Raw genomic sequence first — 14,759 nt, 5'->3', positions numbered from 1 at the left:
TTATGGCACGTACCCGCATCGCCCTCGTTGCAGCCACATCCTTGGTCGCATCACTACTCAATCCCGTAAATGCGCACAGTGCCGAAATGGTGTCGCCTACGTGTACCCAGCCTGGCTTTGTTGTCAGTAAAGGCACGCTGAAGTGGGGCATTAAGCAAACCTGGCGCAGTTATATTCAAGGCCCAGCACAGGGGCGGTGGTCCCTCGAGGGTGCGGTCGGTGACAATGCGGCTCGCCGTACGTCCAGCGAGTACCAATTCTTTTTCGATGTGGATCCAGCCACCACTCGGTTAGTGGGCACCCTGGATGAGAATGGCTCGCTGAAGATCTCTGAGGCTGTCGTAGGTACGAAGAAGTCCCAGATTAACTTCACTGCTCACGAGGGCAAGTTGGCCACCACCCTTCGTTCGCCCTATATCAAAGTGGAAGGAGGGCAAGCAGCAGCCGGCTCTAGCTATATCTCCTATTATGTCCCTGGAAAAGAGATGACGGAGTACGAAAAGTCCGATCTCACCAGTAGCAATCGCCAAGTGGGGACTCAAGAATTCGGTGCCGGTGCTGCGTCCACGTGGGTGATGGGAGAGAATAATACTGTAACGATGAAGGTCACCGGGATGCACTATCGTCCGCAGCCTGGCACTATGGCTGGCATGGTAAGCGGAATCGATACGGCTTTCCTTGGGCAGTACGATGAGCTGGCTCCGCTCGACGACGCCACCCTTGAGCTTAAGGTTCAGCCCCAATGTCTCGACACAGTGAGCACCGCTTCTCTAGGCTATGAAGATAACTTACCCGCAGCGCCAGGTGATAAGCTTGACGCGAACCCTAGCGATCCGAGTACCCCTGAATCCTCCCTTAGCGTCGGCGCCATCGTGGGTATTGTTATAGCGGCAATAGTTGGTGTCGTAGGACTGCTCGCAGCAGCTCTGCAGGCGCTAGCTCCTGGCCTCATCCGCTTCTAAAAACGCCCGTTACTACTATAAGGATAGACACCCTATGTCATTTTCACCCTCCCAGCGCTTCCTAAGTGTTACCACCGCGACCATGATGGCATTGTCTCCTGTGGTGGTGGCGCCCGCAGTTACGGCAACCGAGGCCGTGGTCAAGCAACAAGATGGTTCGCAACCACTTGTTAAAGGCACCTTTGTGTGGGGTTTCCGGAGCAGTTTGGTGCGTTATATCGAGGGGATCATCGCCCAGGGAAAGATTGAGGTCACAGGTCCCGCTACCCGGCTGTCGGGGGATAAGGCCAATGAATTTTCATTCCCTCTCGACCCGGCTCGCTCCTCTATCGATCGAGACGGCAACGGCGAACTGAAATTTGACGGCGGCGTGCATTTCTTCGGGCACCAGCAAGCCGACCGCACCTGGTCTCTCGACGTCGAGCTGAGCAATATCACCCTGCTCGTGGAGGGAGTAAATGTGACGGTACTAGCTGATCATATTACAAAGGGGGATCTCTCCTCTGCCCCAGGAAGTGAAATTAAAGATGGTGTGAAGCAGATTTCAGGTCAACAGGTACGCCTCGCTCAATTTACTCTCGCTGCCCCACTGGTGGATAAAGAGGCAGGTGGCTATTCCTTTATCAACCAGGACACCGCCACCACGCTGGAAGGCTTCACCCAGGCCTTCCTCTCTGATACATATAAGCCTGGAGTCGCTCTCGACGGCCCCGATCTCACCGTGATTAATCGAGAGAATAAACCGGTAGAGAGCTACGGCGGCGAAACTCTCGTCACGAGTGAAAATCGCACGAAGATCATCGTGGGCTCCATTTTTGGTGCGCTTGCCTTTATTGGGGCACTGATCGCCCTCCTGAAGGAAATCGCACCCCGCTTCGGCATTATGCTGCCGTTCTAGACGCCACATAGACCAAAATAATGACCGCACCGACTATCGGTGCGGTCATTATCTTATGGGTTATGAGAAGTTGAGGCGATCGATAATGGTGTTAAATTTTGCTACCGGGCGCATGACCGACTGCAGGGTAGCCTCATCGGGTTGGTAGTATCCCCCCAGATCTACTGGATCACCCTGGAGAGAGATGAGCGCAGCGTCGATCTCTGCGGCGTGCTCCTTGAGCTCGCGGGCTACCGGGGTGAAAATCTCGCGCAACTCGGAATCAGATTCTTGGGCAGCTAATTCCTCAGCCCAATAAAGGGTGAGGAAGAAGTGGGAGCCGCGATTATCAATTTCGTGAACCTTCCTCGAAGGCGATTTTCCATCTTCTAAGAGGCGTTCGGTGGCCTTATCGAGGGCGTCGGCAAGCACTGCCGCTGGTGTGGACTCGGTGGTGCGGGCAATATGGCGCAGCGCCTCGGCGAGTGCGAGGAATTCCCCGAGAGAGTCCCAGCGTAAGTGATTCTCCTCTTGAAGCTGCTGAACGTGCTTCGGGGCGGAACCGCCGGCCCCTGTTTCGAAGAGGCCACCACCTGCCATCAGGGGGACGATGGAGAGCATCTTCGCTGAGGTACCCAACTCCAAGATAGGGAAGAGATCCGTATTATAATCGCGCAATACGTTGCCAGTCACCGAGATGGTGTCCTCGCCCCTGCGTATACGCTCGACGGATATCCGGGCCGCCTCAACGGGCGAGGCGATGGAGATATCGAGCCCATCGGTATCGAGCTCGGATAGGTAAGTGTTGACGAGTTCGGTGAGCACGCGGTCATGGGCACGCTCAGGGTCGAGCCAGAATATAGCAGGAGTGTGGGAGATGCGGGCGCGTTCCACAGCTAGCTGAACCCAGTCGCGAATGGCTGCATCTTTGGTCTGGCAGGCTCGCCAGATATCACCTGCTTCCACTTCATGGGAGATGAGAACTTCTCCCGACGATGAGATAACCTCCACAGTTCCCGATGTTGACATCCTAAAGGTCTTGTCATGGGAGCCGTACTCTTCGGCCTTTTGGGCCATCAATCCCACGTTCGGAACTGTACCCATGGTGGTGGGGTCGTAGGCGCCGTGAGCCTTGCAATCTTCAATGACCGACTGGTAAACGCCCGCATAGGATGAATCAGGGATGATCGCGAGGGCGTCTTGTTCTTCATCATTACTATTCCACATATGACCTGCACTGCGGATCATGGCTGGCATCGAGGCATCGACAATGACATCGGAAGGAATATGCAAATTCGTAATTCCCTTATGAGAATTGACCATAGCTACATCGGGTCCCAATTCGAGAGCTTTGTCGAATGCGGCCCTAATTTCGGGACCATTCTCGAGGTTCTCCAGGCCTGAGTAAATAGCGGCTAGACCATTTTCCCCATTCAGGCCATGGGCGAGAAGTTCGTCGCCGAATTGTTCGAATACGTCGTGGAAATAAGCCCGCACGACGTGGCCAAAAAGAATCGGATCGGAGACTTTCATCATGGTGGCTTTAAGGTGAATGGAGAAGAGGACCCCCTCCTTTTTTGCTCGAGCTACCTGAGCAAGAAGAAATTCATCGAGAGCCCGTGCAGACATAAAGGTAGCATCGATGACTTCACCAGCGATAACAGGAAGTTCCTCGCGCAGTACCTCGACGTCCCCAGAGCTAGTGCGTACCTGGATTTTTAAAGTATCGTCCTGTTCGATGACCACGGATTTCTCATTATGGCGAAAATCATTAGCTTCCATGGTGGCCACATTGGTCTTGGAATCAGCCGACCACGTACCCATATAGTGCGGGTTTTTCTTGACGAAATTTTTAACAGCTTGCGGCGCACGGCGATCGGAATTGCCCTCGCGTAGTACTGGGTTGACTGCCGAACCCTTGACCGCATCGTAGCGGGTGCGGATATCCCGATCGGTATCACTGTCCGGATGATCGGGGTAGTCGGGGAGTTCGAAACCCTGGGACTGCAGTTCCTTGATAGCGGCTTTGAGCTGGGGGAGAGAGGCAGAGATATTGGGGAGTTTAATTATGGTGGCTTCAGGAGTGGTGGCGAGGTGTCCGAGAGTTGCCAGTGCATCATCCACTCGCTGATCGGGAGCGAGATAATCTGGGAATTGGGCAAGGATGCGGCCCGCGAGTGAGATATCGCTGCTGACGACGTCGATGCCCGCTGTCTTGGTAAAAGCTCGTACCACAGGCTCGAGTGAATAAGTGGCAAGAAGTGGAGCCTCATCGGTGCGGGTCCAGAAAATCGTTGACATCAGTCTCCTTAGATTTGTCGATATGTGAGCTAGTAAACTACTCAGGGTTTTCTCCTCAAGAATACCTATTTTGTTATCTATGTGGATTAACTCACCTTCTTTATATATCTAGCTGTAGGTTTGTCGTGGACTCTCGGGGGTAGAACCAGTAAAGATCTCTTATCGGGAACTTTGGGCATTGCGGCTATAGTCCGATGAGCCTGGATATAAAAATTAGGTGCAGAAAAGTAATGAAGGACACAGCGGGCGGTCGTCTTTTATTTTGACCACCTTCGAGCCGGCAAAGGTGCGGGCTGGAAAGGAAGCAGGTAGCTTAAGTTCACGTGACCACCCAATCAGCTCAAGAGAAAAGAAGAACCGTGCCACATAAGCCGCTGCGCCGAGTGATTCCCCGCCAAGACGAGATCTCTACACGCCAGCGCCTTATTGTATGGATCGCGCTCGGCCTTGCTGGGTTTGCCATCGGTGTAAATGAATTTGTCACTATGGGGCTGCTCCGCAATATAGCTGAGGCCTTCAACCTGACCGAAGGAACAGCCAGCCTCATCATCTCTTCTTATGCCCTTGGTGTGGTGCTGGGAGCTCCCCTTATCACCGCCTTTACCGGCATGATGCCGCGACGTCGACTGGTGCTCATTCTCATGGCAGCCTTCACCTTAGGCAACGCTATGACCGTCGTATCGCCCAGTTTTGAGGTCTTAGTTATAGCGCGTTTTATTGCGGCCTTACCGCACGGCGCCTTCTTCTCAGTCGCCGCCCTGGTGACTACGTCTATGGCGGACCCGCGACACCGCGGACGAGCGCTTGCCTTTGTTGGTATGGGCTTCCCACTCTCAAGCCTTATCGGTGTCCCACTCGCGCAAGCAATCGGCGTGGCCTATGGCTGGTATAACGCATATGTATTCGTTACCGTCATCTCGCTCATCACGGTTGTGGCCTTGTGGCTGCTGATGCCCCATATGAATAAGATGCTGCCTACTTCACCGCTAGCAGAACTGAGCAGCCTCAAGCGCGGGCAGGTGTGGCTATCACTTATGATCGGTGCTGTTGGTTTCGGCGGTATGTTTGCGGTTTATACCTATATATCCTGGACGATGACTCAACGCGCCGGGGTTCCCGAAACCATGATCTGGCTGGTCTTAAGCATTTACGGGGTCGGAATGATCGTGGGCAACTGGGCTGGTGGAAGGCTGAGCGATTGGAGTGTAGAGGGTGGAATTTTTGTCACCCTTGTAGCGATCGTGCTCTCCTTGCTGTCCTTCTTCGCCTTAAGTGCATGGATGATCCCAGCTATTATCAACTTCGCTGTGATCGGCGCTTCCGCTTCTGCGCTCATACCATGTTTGCAGATCCGACTCATGGATGTGGCGGGTAAAGCCAAAACCTTAGCCGGTGCTTTAAACCATTCCGCACTTAATATTGCGAATGCGGCCGGCGCCTCGATGGGCGGTGCGGTTATTGCAGCAGGTTATGGATATGCCTCGCCCGCGCTCGTGGGCGCAGGTTTGGGAGCACTCGCGATCGTGGTGTGGGCTCTGGCAGCTACGCTGCGACGTCGCCAAGGCGACTAGGTGGCTTCGATCAACCGACTGTGCGCTCACTATTTTGTCTCTTCTCGGGTAAATTGATAGTAGGTATATCTTTTTTTCACCCAAGGGCATCTTCGATTAAAGGAGCTATATTTCTCATGCAGTCGACTAAAACAATCGGCATAGTCATTCTTATACTCGGCGTCGTCTTGCTGATCGCTTCGTATTTTCTCGTCGGAGGGCATGATATTGCAGGAATGGTGGGATCTATTGGCTTAGGCATCGGCGGTGCTGGTGTGGTGAGCGGAATCGTCTTAGCTATCATCAAAGAGCCACGTAAGCAATAAGGTCTAGGAAGTTGAGGCGAGGTCGCCCACTTTTCCCTGCGGTGGTGTACCAGTAAGCAGGTGGGCTAAACTTATGGGTTTATGACGGAAAATAGCATCGCATCTCCAATGAAACGCGTCCTCTCGGGAATTCAACCTACCGCTGATTCCTACCACTTGGGCAATTATCTCGGAGCTCTCAAGCAGTGGATCGGCCTCCAAGATGACTACGAGGCATTCTATTTCATCCCTGATCTCCACGCGATAACCGTCGATCAAAATCCCGATGAGTTACGCCGCCGCACGGTTGCGGGAGCCGCACAGCTGCTCGCTTTAGGCATTGATCCGCACAAATCAACCCTCTTTGTGCAATCGCACGTACCTGAGCATGCGCAATTGGCGTGGGTGCTCACCTGTATGACCGGTTTTGGGGAAGCCGGCCGCATGACCCAGTTCAAGGATAAATCTGCCAAGCGCGGGGCAGATCGAACGTCAGCTGGGCTCTATACCTATCCCATGCTCATGGCGGCTGATATTTTACTCTATCGACCCCAGCTCGTCCCTGTGGGTGAAGATCAACGCCAACACTTAGAGCTCACCCGCACTCTCGCGGAGCGATTCAACTCTCGCTATGCGCCCACCTTCCCTGTACCAGAAGGCATGATTCCCCAAGGGTCCGCTAAGATTTATGACCTCCAGGATCCCACCTCGAAGATGAGCAAATCTGCTGCCAATATTAAAGGTCTCGTATCTCTTCTCGACGATCCAGCGATGTCTGCCAAGCGTATCCGTAGTGCAGTCACAGACACCGATGGGGAGATTCGCTTCGATAAAGAAAACAAACCCGGGGTCTCCAACCTCCTCGTTATCCAGTCAGCCCTCACGGGGGAGAGCGTGGCAAGCCTTGTCGATAGATATGCTGGTCAAGGCTATGGGGTACTTAAGGTAGAGACCGCAGCCGCGTTGGAAGCATTTGTGAGGCCATTGCGGGAGAAATTTGCTATGTATATGAATGACCAAGCGGAGGTAGAGAAGATCTTAGCCGACGGTGCTTTGAAGGCCCGCGAAATCGCGAGCCAAACTTTGGCAGATGTCTACGATAAGGTGGGCTTTTTGCCCAGGATGCGGTAGACTAGCGCTCCAACCCTCCCTACTGCGCGCAGGCGCAGAGGGCTGTACAGACCAATCACGAGCACATAATTATTAACGAGAAAAGACAGATTTTTGGCTACCAATAAGCACCCAGTCCGTACTAAAGAGGACGAGTATGGGATTGAACGAGCGACCGAAGATAAAAAAGGCTTGATGGATAAATACCGTGCCAAATGGGGCTGGTTTGATCATGTCATGCTCATGACCGAGCGTTATACCCAAAACGGGGGAAACCAGTTTGCCGCAGGTATTACCTATTTCTCAGTCTTGAGTATGTTCCCCATACTCATGCTTATCTTCGCTGGTATAGCAACTGTTTTGGCCAGCCGCCCCGAACTCTTGGCGGACATCAACGAGCGCATTACTGCTCAGGTTTCCGGCCAGATGGGGGAAACCCTCAATGAAATTATCGACACCGCCATTGAACAGCGTGGTGCCATGTTCGGAATCGGCGGAATCACTGCCCTATGGTCCGGCCTGAACTGGGTATTCCATCTCACCACGGGTATTTCGATGATTTGGAACTACCCCATCAAGGAAGAAAACTTCTTCAAAACAAAGCTCAACGATTTTATTCGTCTCATTGCACTATTGGTGCTCATGATCGTTGCTATTGGCATCACCGTTATCGGCAGTTCTGGTCTAACTTCCCAGCTGATCGAATTCCTTGGCCTCGAGGATATCCCCGGGATCCAGTGGATGACTACAGTGGTAGCTTTAGCCCTAGGTATTTTGGCCAACTTCCTGGTGTTCTTCTGGCTCATGAAGCGCCTTCCACGTGGCCCCGTTCCCATGAAATCGGCTTTTCATGCCAGCATTATCGGCGCTCTAGCCTTTGAAGTATTCAAGCAATTGGGCTCCCTTTTCTTCTCCAATGCCCTGAGCAACCCCGCAGGTGCGACCTTCGGCCCAATTATCGGTGTAATGGTGCTCTTCTACTTTATTTGGCGAATCGTCTTGTACTGCAGCGCGTGGGCAGCCACGACACCGGAAGCTCTTGCTATCGCGAAGTTGGATCCACCACCTCCAGCTATCATTCGTGTCCGAGAGCAGGTCAAGGTTACTCCACTAGCATCGTCTAGTGGCGCAATCGGCTCAGGCTTAGCACTCGGAGCGGCAGTGACTGGAGTCGTGAGTTTCTTCTTGAAAAAGAAGTAATCGCCATCGCACTACCCCCGCACCCCAAAGATAAAAACTTGTGGGTGCGGGGGTAGTGCGTTGGCCCCCAACCCTATTGGAGATATGGGGGGGGTACCCGCCGCGGTAGGCCGGGTAGGTACTCTGTTCAACCGGAGTGCGTATATCAACCACCATCGGGGATAGATATACTCAAACCCCCACCTGCTCAAAAGCGGTGGGGGTTTGAGTATGACACTAGAAGCGAGAGAAGCGCTTAGTAAGCATCTCTTCCAGCTGAGTCCACAAGGTGGTGTGCTCGTCATAAGGAGGCGTCGGGGTATAGCCAACTTGGCGGGTGCCGCCCGTAATATAAGAAATATAGTCTTGCATGCGAGGGTTAGCTAAGAAGAAGGCGTTAAGTGAATCGTCTTGAGCCCAGTCGGCGGCGTCGGCAAGCAGTTCATAGGATTGCAATACTTGAGTCTTATCAACGCTCTCGGGGCCTTGAGCGATATCGCGGGCGATCCCATTGAATGAGTAGACGTTGTCGGGATGAACGGAGACCTCAAGGGTGCCAGCATTGGCTGCGGTCATAATATCTTCCCAGGTAGCTACCATAGCGAGGTCATGCTCTGTATGTTCGATTAGCCAGCGGACCAGGGCTTTGGAGGAGGAGAATGTGAAAATTTCTCCATATTTGCCTAAGAATACTGGCTGTGCCTCAACATAGGTACGCAGAGTATAAACGGTACGCCCGGAGATAGAAATTTTGATGGGATCAATACCAGCCGCAGCCCAGACCGTGGTGTCATAAGGGTCAACACGCTCGGCCTCTTGCTTTCTTCTGGCCTCTTCTTGCTCGAGAAGTTCCGCGGCAGCAACAAGGCCAGCTTCTACGCGAGCTTCCGCATCGGCGAGAGCCGCAGCCTCGACACCAGGGGCGATGGTGACGGCTTCATCGAGGGCATCGACCACCTTATCCCAGTTGGTTAGCACCACACGACCAATAGCCGTCCATTCAGAGGCGCCTGCGTCACCGCTGAAATGGTCTGCACCGCGCTCAGCATTGCTCAGGATGGAGTGAGAAGAAAAGAATACCTGCACACTTGTGGCGGCCATGACGTCAGCTAGGCTGCGGGCGATCTTGAAGGTGCGCGCCACATGAGAAACATTCTCATAGCTCGGGCGATCGGCGAGAATCTTTGGCAGGCCAACCAGATCATAGTAGTGCTTAGCATCGGGAACCACACGCTCGGCACCGAGGTGATTAAACGCCGCCCACTTAGGGTGGCTACTCAAGTCATGGCTAGCATTTTCTTCAATAAAAATAAGCATATGGGCTGGCGACTCGAAGAGGAAGAGGTCATCGCCCTTTCCAAGGAAGGCTTGCCACTCCGCTCCGTGTTCGCGCCATTCGGGAGCCCACAGGGTAAAGAAATCACCCTCGGTCAAAGAGATTTTTACTGGGAAAATGCCGTTTTTACTCATGGAGATATATCCTAGCCGTTTATATGGTTAAAGTGCATCTATTGGGGGCGGAAGAAGCCCTTGAAATCCATCCCCATATTGGTGGTCCTGAGGGGATTTTCTGAGACCGGATTACCAGCCTCGATCATCATTCCATCGCCAGAGTACATGGCCACATGTCCGCTCCACACCAGGAGATCTCCGGGAGCGAGATCTTCGCGACTAATTGGTTGTCCCACGGCTTGCTCGCTAGCAATGCGAGGTAACTCCACTCCCGCTTGTCGCCAAGCCCACTGGGTTAGCCCTGAGCAGTCAAAACCCTGGCGTGAGGTGCCACCCCACTGGTATGGAGTGCCGATGGCGCTGCGGGCGATCTCTACAGCTTTATGTCCCCTCATCTGGCTCTGGTCAGGTGAGTGTGAAGTTGAGCTTAGTGCTTGTTCACCCGAAGATTCTGAGTCGAGCGAGCTGATTGTGGGTGGGAGAATGTCGGCAGCTTTGCAAGCATCTTTAAGGGCTGGAATGAGTTCCTTGGTCACCATCCGCTGAGTACTCAGAGTTAGAAATTTCCCGCGTTGCGAGACATCCTCAAGAACCTTGGTATAGGGACTTAATGCTAATTTCAATTGCTCGAGAATACAGTAGGCCTGAGTTAGAAATTGCGCTGGCAGCCGCAGGAGCATGGTAAGAGCTGGTCCACTGATGGCGGGGTTGGGGACTGCCACCTGGCTGAGCAAAGCGATAGCACGGGCGAAGAATTTGCAGGCGAGTTGCTGCAATTTTATACGGGCTTGGTTGATTAAACCTAAGGCTGGCAGCACAGTTTGGCCAGCCTCTACAGTGTCTCTAATAAGATTGACATTCTCCGCTAAGAATACTGCAGGCTCTACCCCAAATTCCTGAGCTAAAGGACCTACCTTCTCAAAGTTGGGGACCTGTGGTAGCGGTGCAGGGTTGAGGGGCTGAAGTAGTTTCTCAGCCTCAGATATAAAGTCCATCATTGTTGGGCCAACCTTTCGGCAAGGGTGAGGTCATCGGTTTCGATCGTATGCAACCATTTCAACGCACGGTCGGTGCTTTCCTCTACGTATTGGATTTGGTTTTGTGCTCGCGACCCCAGGGCGTGCACGCAAGCATTAAAAGCGGTGATATAGTCGCCTACCCCTGGCAATATTTCACCGGGGAGAAGGTGCTCTGGGATGGGAGTCTGAGCTAAATCGAGGACATCTTTGGCGAGCGAGCGCACAGTCTCGGGTGCAATATTCAACGTATTGGTCATGCTTGTTAAGACTTCACCTACTCCCTTTCGGTTCCGTTGGCGCCCTACAAGAGAAAAGTAGAGGTGAGTATGGGTGAGGGGCTACGATGACGGGTATGGATATTTTGACCGTGGACCACCCACTAGCAGCTTCTCGCTTGTCAATTATGCGCGATAAGCGCACCGATAACGCTGGCTTTCGTGCCGCACTTGCAGATCTCGGCGCCATGCTCATTTACGAGGCGTCGCGTCTGCTGCCCGTCGAAACCTTTCCGCTCGTCACACCCGTCGCGCAAACCGAAGGGACTAGACTCCAAGATCCTCCTATTATTGTCCCGGTCATTCGCGCAGGACTCGGTATGATCGACCCCGCCCTCAAAATGATCCCTGATGCCCAGGTTGGTTTTATCGGACTGGCTCGCGACGAAGTCACTCACCAGCCAGTACCTTATTTGGAGGCACTGCCTAAGGATCTCACGGGCCGCACCGTCTTCGTTGTAGACCCCATGCTGGCCACCGGTGGTTCTTTGCTGCACGCCATCCGAATCCTTCATGATCGAGGCGCAACCGATATCACTGCTGTTTGTATGGTTTCGGCGCAAGCAGGTGTCGATGCGCTCGCCCAATCAGGCCTGCCCGTGCGCCTCGTGACCGCAACAATTGATGCTGATCTTAACGACGATGCTTATATCGTCCCCGGTCTAGGCGATGCTGGCGATCGACTCTACGGCCCGCGCAATATCGATCTCTAACTATCTGGCACTACCAAAGGTCGATGCCGAATAGATCTTCTAGATCTTCGTAGCACACCCCGCAAGATTTAGTTCTCAAGGGGTGTGCACTGTGCTCTTACACTGTGCTCTTACCAGGGCACGAATCAACCGAAGAGAACCCGCACATTGGTAGCTCGGCTCACTAAGGCTACATTAAGGAGGGTGCAGGCGCCCTGTAAAGACAACTCAAAAACGGTGACTAAAGAGGATGAACTTGAACGATACTGATAATCAGAATCTCCACGCTTTTATGAGCGCATGGTGCGAGGAGCACCACGAAGAACTCATGGACTGGCGACGCCATGTCCATATGTATCCTGAATTATCGAACGAAGAGTTCAATACCACCGCTTTTATCGCCGAGAAACTAAGAGAAGGGGGACTCGAACCTACTCTGTTCCCGCGTACTGGGTTGGTAGTCGATATTGTTGCCGATCCTGAATCTAGGATGGGTAGCGTAGCCTTTCGCGCAGATATTGATGCGTTACCTATTCACGAGCACACTAACGCCCCTTATAGCTCGCGCCACGACAATACTATGCACGCATGCGGTCACGACATACACATTACAGTCGCATTGGGCTTCGCTCGGGCTCTTATAGAGGCCCAGCGACAAGGTCTCGTGCGGCGCAATGTGCGGATCATTTTTCAACCAGCCGAAGAAGCAATGGGCTCAGGTGCCCCCGAGATTGTGAAACTAGGGGTACTGTCGGGGGTAGAGAGAATCTACGCCCTTCATGCCGAACCGAAGATCCGAACTGGAACCGTAGGTTTGAAGGTAGGTGCGCTCACTTCCGCGGGTGACCTGGTAGAGATCAGAGTGAGTGGTCCAGGTGGTCACTCCTCAAGACCCCATCTCACTAGTGATGTGGTTTATGCACTGTCTAAATTAGTCATTGACCTACCAGGCCTGCTGAGCAGACGCGTCGATGCGTCGACGAGCACCGTCTTAGTATTCGGCGCAATCCATGCGGGTCGAGCGGGCAATGCTATCCCCGAGACAGGATCCGTGTGCGGTACCGTGCGCACCGGTCGCATCGAAGTATGGCACGAGCTGCAGCCATTGCTTGAAGAACTCATTGCGCAGGTTTTGGCACCTACTGGTTGTGAGCACGAGATCATTTATACCCGTGGCGTTCCCCCCGTTATCAACGATGTGGAGGCCGTGGAGATATTCACCAAGGCGGCACAAATGCGCGACCGGTCCTCCACGGTTCCAGTGTCCCAATCGGCTGGCGGTGAAGATTTCTCTTGGTACTTACAAACTGTTCCAGGTGCGATGGCTCGACTAGGATGCTGGGACGGCACCCACTCACCAGGCGATCTACATAAAGCCACCATGTTGGCAGACGCAGCGTCCATACCAGTCGGTGTGCAACTCTTCGCCGGTGTGTTGGAACAAGAACAGCGATAAAGAACGAAACTTCCCCGTGCTTCGCACTAGACTAAGTGAGAAATGCCTAAGTCTTAGGCAAACTCTCATACTCGCGCGCTATGTATATTCGACCTTAAAGGTGCGCGATCGACATTAGTGCCGGAGGTAACGACGTTTGTCCAGTCTTAATAAGCGCATCATCATCATTGGAGGCGGTCCCGCGGGTTACGAGGCGGCCTTAACAGGTGCGAAATATGGCGCGCAGATAACCCTCGTCGAAGAGCAGGGCCTCGGGGGATCCGCAGTAATTACCGACTGCGTGCCTTCGAAGTCCTTTATCGCCGGTGCCAATATCAAGACCGATATGCGGCGCGCCGACGATATGGGTTTAGGCGATAGCCTCAACGAAACGGACCTGGACCTCACTCTTCTCAACGAGCGTGTACAGCAACTCGCAGGTGAGCAATCCAGTGATATTCGGGCTGCCGTTACTGCCGCCGGCGTACGTATTATCGACGGCTATGGGGTTCTCGATGATTACAGTCCCAAGCAGACCAGACATTATGTCAAAGTGACCGGACGTGATGGCAGCGAGGAAACCCTCGAAGGCGACCTGGTCCTTATTGCTACGGGAACCACTCCGCGCATCCTGCCTAAAGCTCAACCCGACGGGGAGCGCATCTTTACATGGCGCCAAATCTACAGGTTAAAAACCCTCCCAGAGCACTTGATCGTCGTCGGCTCCGGGGTTACTGGAGCAGAATTTGTATCCGCCTTCGCTGAACTCGGCGTCAAGGTGACAATGGTAGCCTCCCGCGATCGCATTCTGCCCCACGATGATGCAGACGCCGCTGATGTGCTTGAGACCGTGCTCGCAGAACGCGGCGTATCTTTGGAAAAACATGCTCGCGTTGATAGTGTCACCGCCACCGATACGGGAGTGCGTGTACGTACAACAGATGGTCGCGTGATTACAGGCTCTCACGCTTTGATGACAGTAGGATCTATTCCCAATACCCAAAATCTGGGTCTAGAGAAGCTTGGGGTAGAGACGACCTCTTCTGGTCATATCAAAGTTGATCGGGTATCGCGTACCAATATTTCGGGTATTTATGCCGCCGGCGACTGTTCTGATCAGTTCCCGCTGGCATCGGTGGCAGCTATGCAGGGCCGTATCGCTATCTACCACGCATTGGGGGAAGGGGTAACCCCGTTACGGTTGAAGACGGTAGCTACCGCGGTATTCACCCGCCCCGAGATAGCTGCTGTGGGGGTCACCCAGCACGATATTGAATCGGGTGAAGTTTTTGCCCGTTCCTATACCCTCCCTCTCCCGCGAAATCCCCGAGCGAAGATGCGCTCTTTACGCCACGGCTTTGTCAAGATCTTCTGCCGCAGAGCTTCTGGCATCGTTATCGGGGGAGTGGTGGTGGCTCCAACGGCATCGGAGTTGATTCTTCCCATCGCCGTGGCGGTGACCAATCAGCTTACCGTTGACCAGTTAGCGAGTACATTCGCAGTCTATCCTTCCCTTTCCGGCTCAATCACCGAAGCTGCGCGCCAATTAATCGTGCACGACGATCTGTGCTAAAAAGATTCAAATACTCTAGATCCCCCAAC

At 53.5% G+C, this 14,759-nt stretch carries 13 protein-coding genes; 9 read left to right on the top strand and 4 right to left on the bottom strand.

Translation table 11 applies throughout. From position 1 onward, the window contains the following. Positions 1 to 2 precede the first annotated feature (2 nt). Both NXS13_RS02835 and NXS13_RS02830 read left to right on the top strand, forming a co-directional pair. Positions 3 to 962 carry an HtaA domain-containing protein gene (locus NXS13_RS02835; RefSeq protein ID WP_259077227.1) on the top strand — a complete coding sequence of 320 codons (960 nt, stop codon included), beginning with the start codon at positions 3 to 5 and terminating at the stop codon, positions 960 to 962. A 34-nt stretch (positions 963 to 996) separates the two neighbouring features. After that, positions 997 to 1,860 (top strand): HtaA domain-containing protein, encoded by an 864-nt coding sequence (locus NXS13_RS02830; RefSeq protein ID WP_259077226.1) that lies wholly within the window; start codon positions 997 to 999, stop codon positions 1,858 to 1,860. 60 nt (positions 1,861 to 1,920) lie between these two features. Here NXS13_RS02830 and NXS13_RS02825 read toward each other — a convergent pair whose 3' ends face one another. Further along, positions 1,921 to 4,140, bottom strand: coding sequence for an NADP-dependent isocitrate dehydrogenase (locus tag NXS13_RS02825; protein ID WP_259077225.1), 2,220 nt, complete (start codon positions 4,138 to 4,140; stop codon positions 1,921 to 1,923). Positions 4,141 to 4,463: 323 nt separating this feature from the next. Here NXS13_RS02825 and NXS13_RS02820 point away from each other — a divergent pair, with 323 nt between their 5' ends. From NXS13_RS02820 to yhjD, 4 genes are all read left to right on the top strand, one after another. Beyond that, positions 4,464 to 5,711: an MFS transporter gene (locus NXS13_RS02820; protein ID WP_259077221.1), complete on the top strand. Its 1,248-nt coding sequence runs from the start codon at positions 4,464 to 4,466 to the stop codon at positions 5,709 to 5,711. A 116-nt stretch (positions 5,712 to 5,827) separates the two neighbouring features. Beyond that, on the top strand, positions 5,828 to 6,016 hold the full coding sequence (locus NXS13_RS02815) for a hypothetical protein (protein WP_259077219.1): 189 nt from the start codon (positions 5,828 to 5,830) through the stop codon (positions 6,014 to 6,016). A gap of 81 nt (positions 6,017 to 6,097) precedes the next feature. After that, positions 6,098 to 7,126 carry a tryptophan--tRNA ligase gene (gene trpS, locus NXS13_RS02810; RefSeq protein ID WP_396125062.1) on the top strand — a complete coding sequence of 343 codons (1,029 nt, stop codon included), beginning with the start codon at positions 6,098 to 6,100 and terminating at the stop codon, positions 7,124 to 7,126. 93 nt (positions 7,127 to 7,219) lie between these two features. Beyond that, positions 7,220 to 8,305, top strand: a complete 1,086-nt coding sequence (yhjD, locus tag NXS13_RS02805; RefSeq protein WP_259077217.1) for an inner membrane protein YhjD — start codon at positions 7,220 to 7,222, stop codon at positions 8,303 to 8,305. A 216-nt stretch (positions 8,306 to 8,521) separates the two neighbouring features. Here the strand turns inward: yhjD and NXS13_RS02800 are convergent, their stop codons facing one another. The 3 genes from NXS13_RS02800 to NXS13_RS02790 are packed head-to-tail and all read right to left on the bottom strand — an operon-like array spanning position 8,522 to position 11,012. Then, positions 8,522 to 9,754 carry a hypothetical protein gene (locus NXS13_RS02800; protein ID WP_259289328.1) on the bottom strand — a complete coding sequence of 411 codons (1,233 nt, stop codon included), beginning with the start codon at positions 9,752 to 9,754 and terminating at the stop codon, positions 8,522 to 8,524. A 38-nt stretch (positions 9,755 to 9,792) separates the two neighbouring features. Continuing rightward, positions 9,793 to 10,734, bottom strand: coding sequence for a C40 family peptidase (locus NXS13_RS02795; protein WP_259077213.1), 942 nt, complete (start codon positions 10,732 to 10,734; stop codon positions 9,793 to 9,795). Then, positions 10,731 to 11,012, bottom strand: coding sequence for a hypothetical protein (locus NXS13_RS02790; protein WP_259077211.1), 282 nt, complete (start codon positions 11,010 to 11,012; stop codon positions 10,731 to 10,733). Before NXS13_RS02790 ends, NXS13_RS02795 begins: the two co-directional genes overlap by 4 nt. A gap of 95 nt (positions 11,013 to 11,107) precedes the next feature. On the opposite strand from NXS13_RS02790, the gene upp reads away from it, so the two are divergent. From upp to NXS13_RS02775, 3 genes are all read left to right on the top strand, one after another. Next, entirely contained in the window at positions 11,108 to 11,743 is a 636-nt protein-coding gene (gene upp / locus NXS13_RS02785) for a uracil phosphoribosyltransferase (protein WP_259289327.1), read from the top strand. Between the two features lie 271 nt (positions 11,744 to 12,014). Then, a complete protein-coding gene (locus NXS13_RS02780; RefSeq protein ID WP_259289411.1) occupies positions 12,015 to 13,178 on the top strand; it encodes an amidohydrolase in 1,164 nt (387 codons plus the stop codon). 136 nt (positions 13,179 to 13,314) lie between these two features. Next, positions 13,315 to 14,730 carry an NAD(P)H-quinone dehydrogenase gene (locus tag NXS13_RS02775; protein ID WP_259077209.1) on the top strand — a complete coding sequence of 472 codons (1,416 nt, stop codon included), beginning with the start codon at positions 13,315 to 13,317 and terminating at the stop codon, positions 14,728 to 14,730. The last annotated feature ends 29 nt before the right edge of the window (positions 14,731 to 14,759 follow it).

The organism is Corynebacterium sp. ES2730-CONJ, from assembly GCF_024834055.1.
In the GTDB taxonomy this organism is placed as follows: Bacteria; Actinomycetota; Actinomycetes; order Mycobacteriales; family Mycobacteriaceae; genus Corynebacterium.
Note: the sequence above shows the minus strand (reverse complement) of the source record. Positions and strands in the feature narration are given on the sequence as shown.

What these genes read in the sequence shown, in the direction of transcription:
- NXS13_RS02835 (WP_259077227.1), top strand. Translation starts at nt 3, where the DNA reads ATGGCACGTACCCGCATCGCCCTCGTTGCAGCCACATCCTTGGTCGCA.
- NXS13_RS02830 (WP_259077226.1), top strand. Translation starts at nt 997, where the DNA reads ATGTCATTTTCACCCTCCCAGCGCTTCCTAAGTGTTACCACCGCGACC.
- NXS13_RS02825 (WP_259077225.1), bottom strand. Translation starts at nt 4,140, where the DNA reads ATGTCAACGATTTTCTGGACCCGCACCGATGAGGCTCCACTTCTTGCC.
- NXS13_RS02815 (WP_259077219.1), top strand. Translation starts at nt 5,828, where the DNA reads ATGCAGTCGACTAAAACAATCGGCATAGTCATTCTTATACTCGGCGTC.
- trpS (WP_396125062.1), top strand. Translation starts at nt 6,098, where the DNA reads ATGACGGAAAATAGCATCGCATCTCCAATGAAACGCGTCCTCTCGGGA.
- NXS13_RS02800 (WP_259289328.1), bottom strand. Translation starts at nt 9,754, where the DNA reads ATGAGTAAAAACGGCATTTTCCCAGTAAAAATCTCTTTGACCGAGGGT.
- NXS13_RS02795 (WP_259077213.1), bottom strand. Translation starts at nt 10,734, where the DNA reads ATGATGGACTTTATATCTGAGGCTGAGAAACTACTTCAGCCCCTCAAC.
- NXS13_RS02790 (WP_259077211.1), bottom strand. Translation starts at nt 11,012, where the DNA reads ATGACCAATACGTTGAATATTGCACCCGAGACTGTGCGCTCGCTCGCC.
- upp (WP_259289327.1), top strand. Translation starts at nt 11,108, where the DNA reads ATGGATATTTTGACCGTGGACCACCCACTAGCAGCTTCTCGCTTGTCA.
- NXS13_RS02780 (WP_259289411.1), top strand. Translation starts at nt 12,015, where the DNA reads ATGAGCGCATGGTGCGAGGAGCACCACGAAGAACTCATGGACTGGCGA.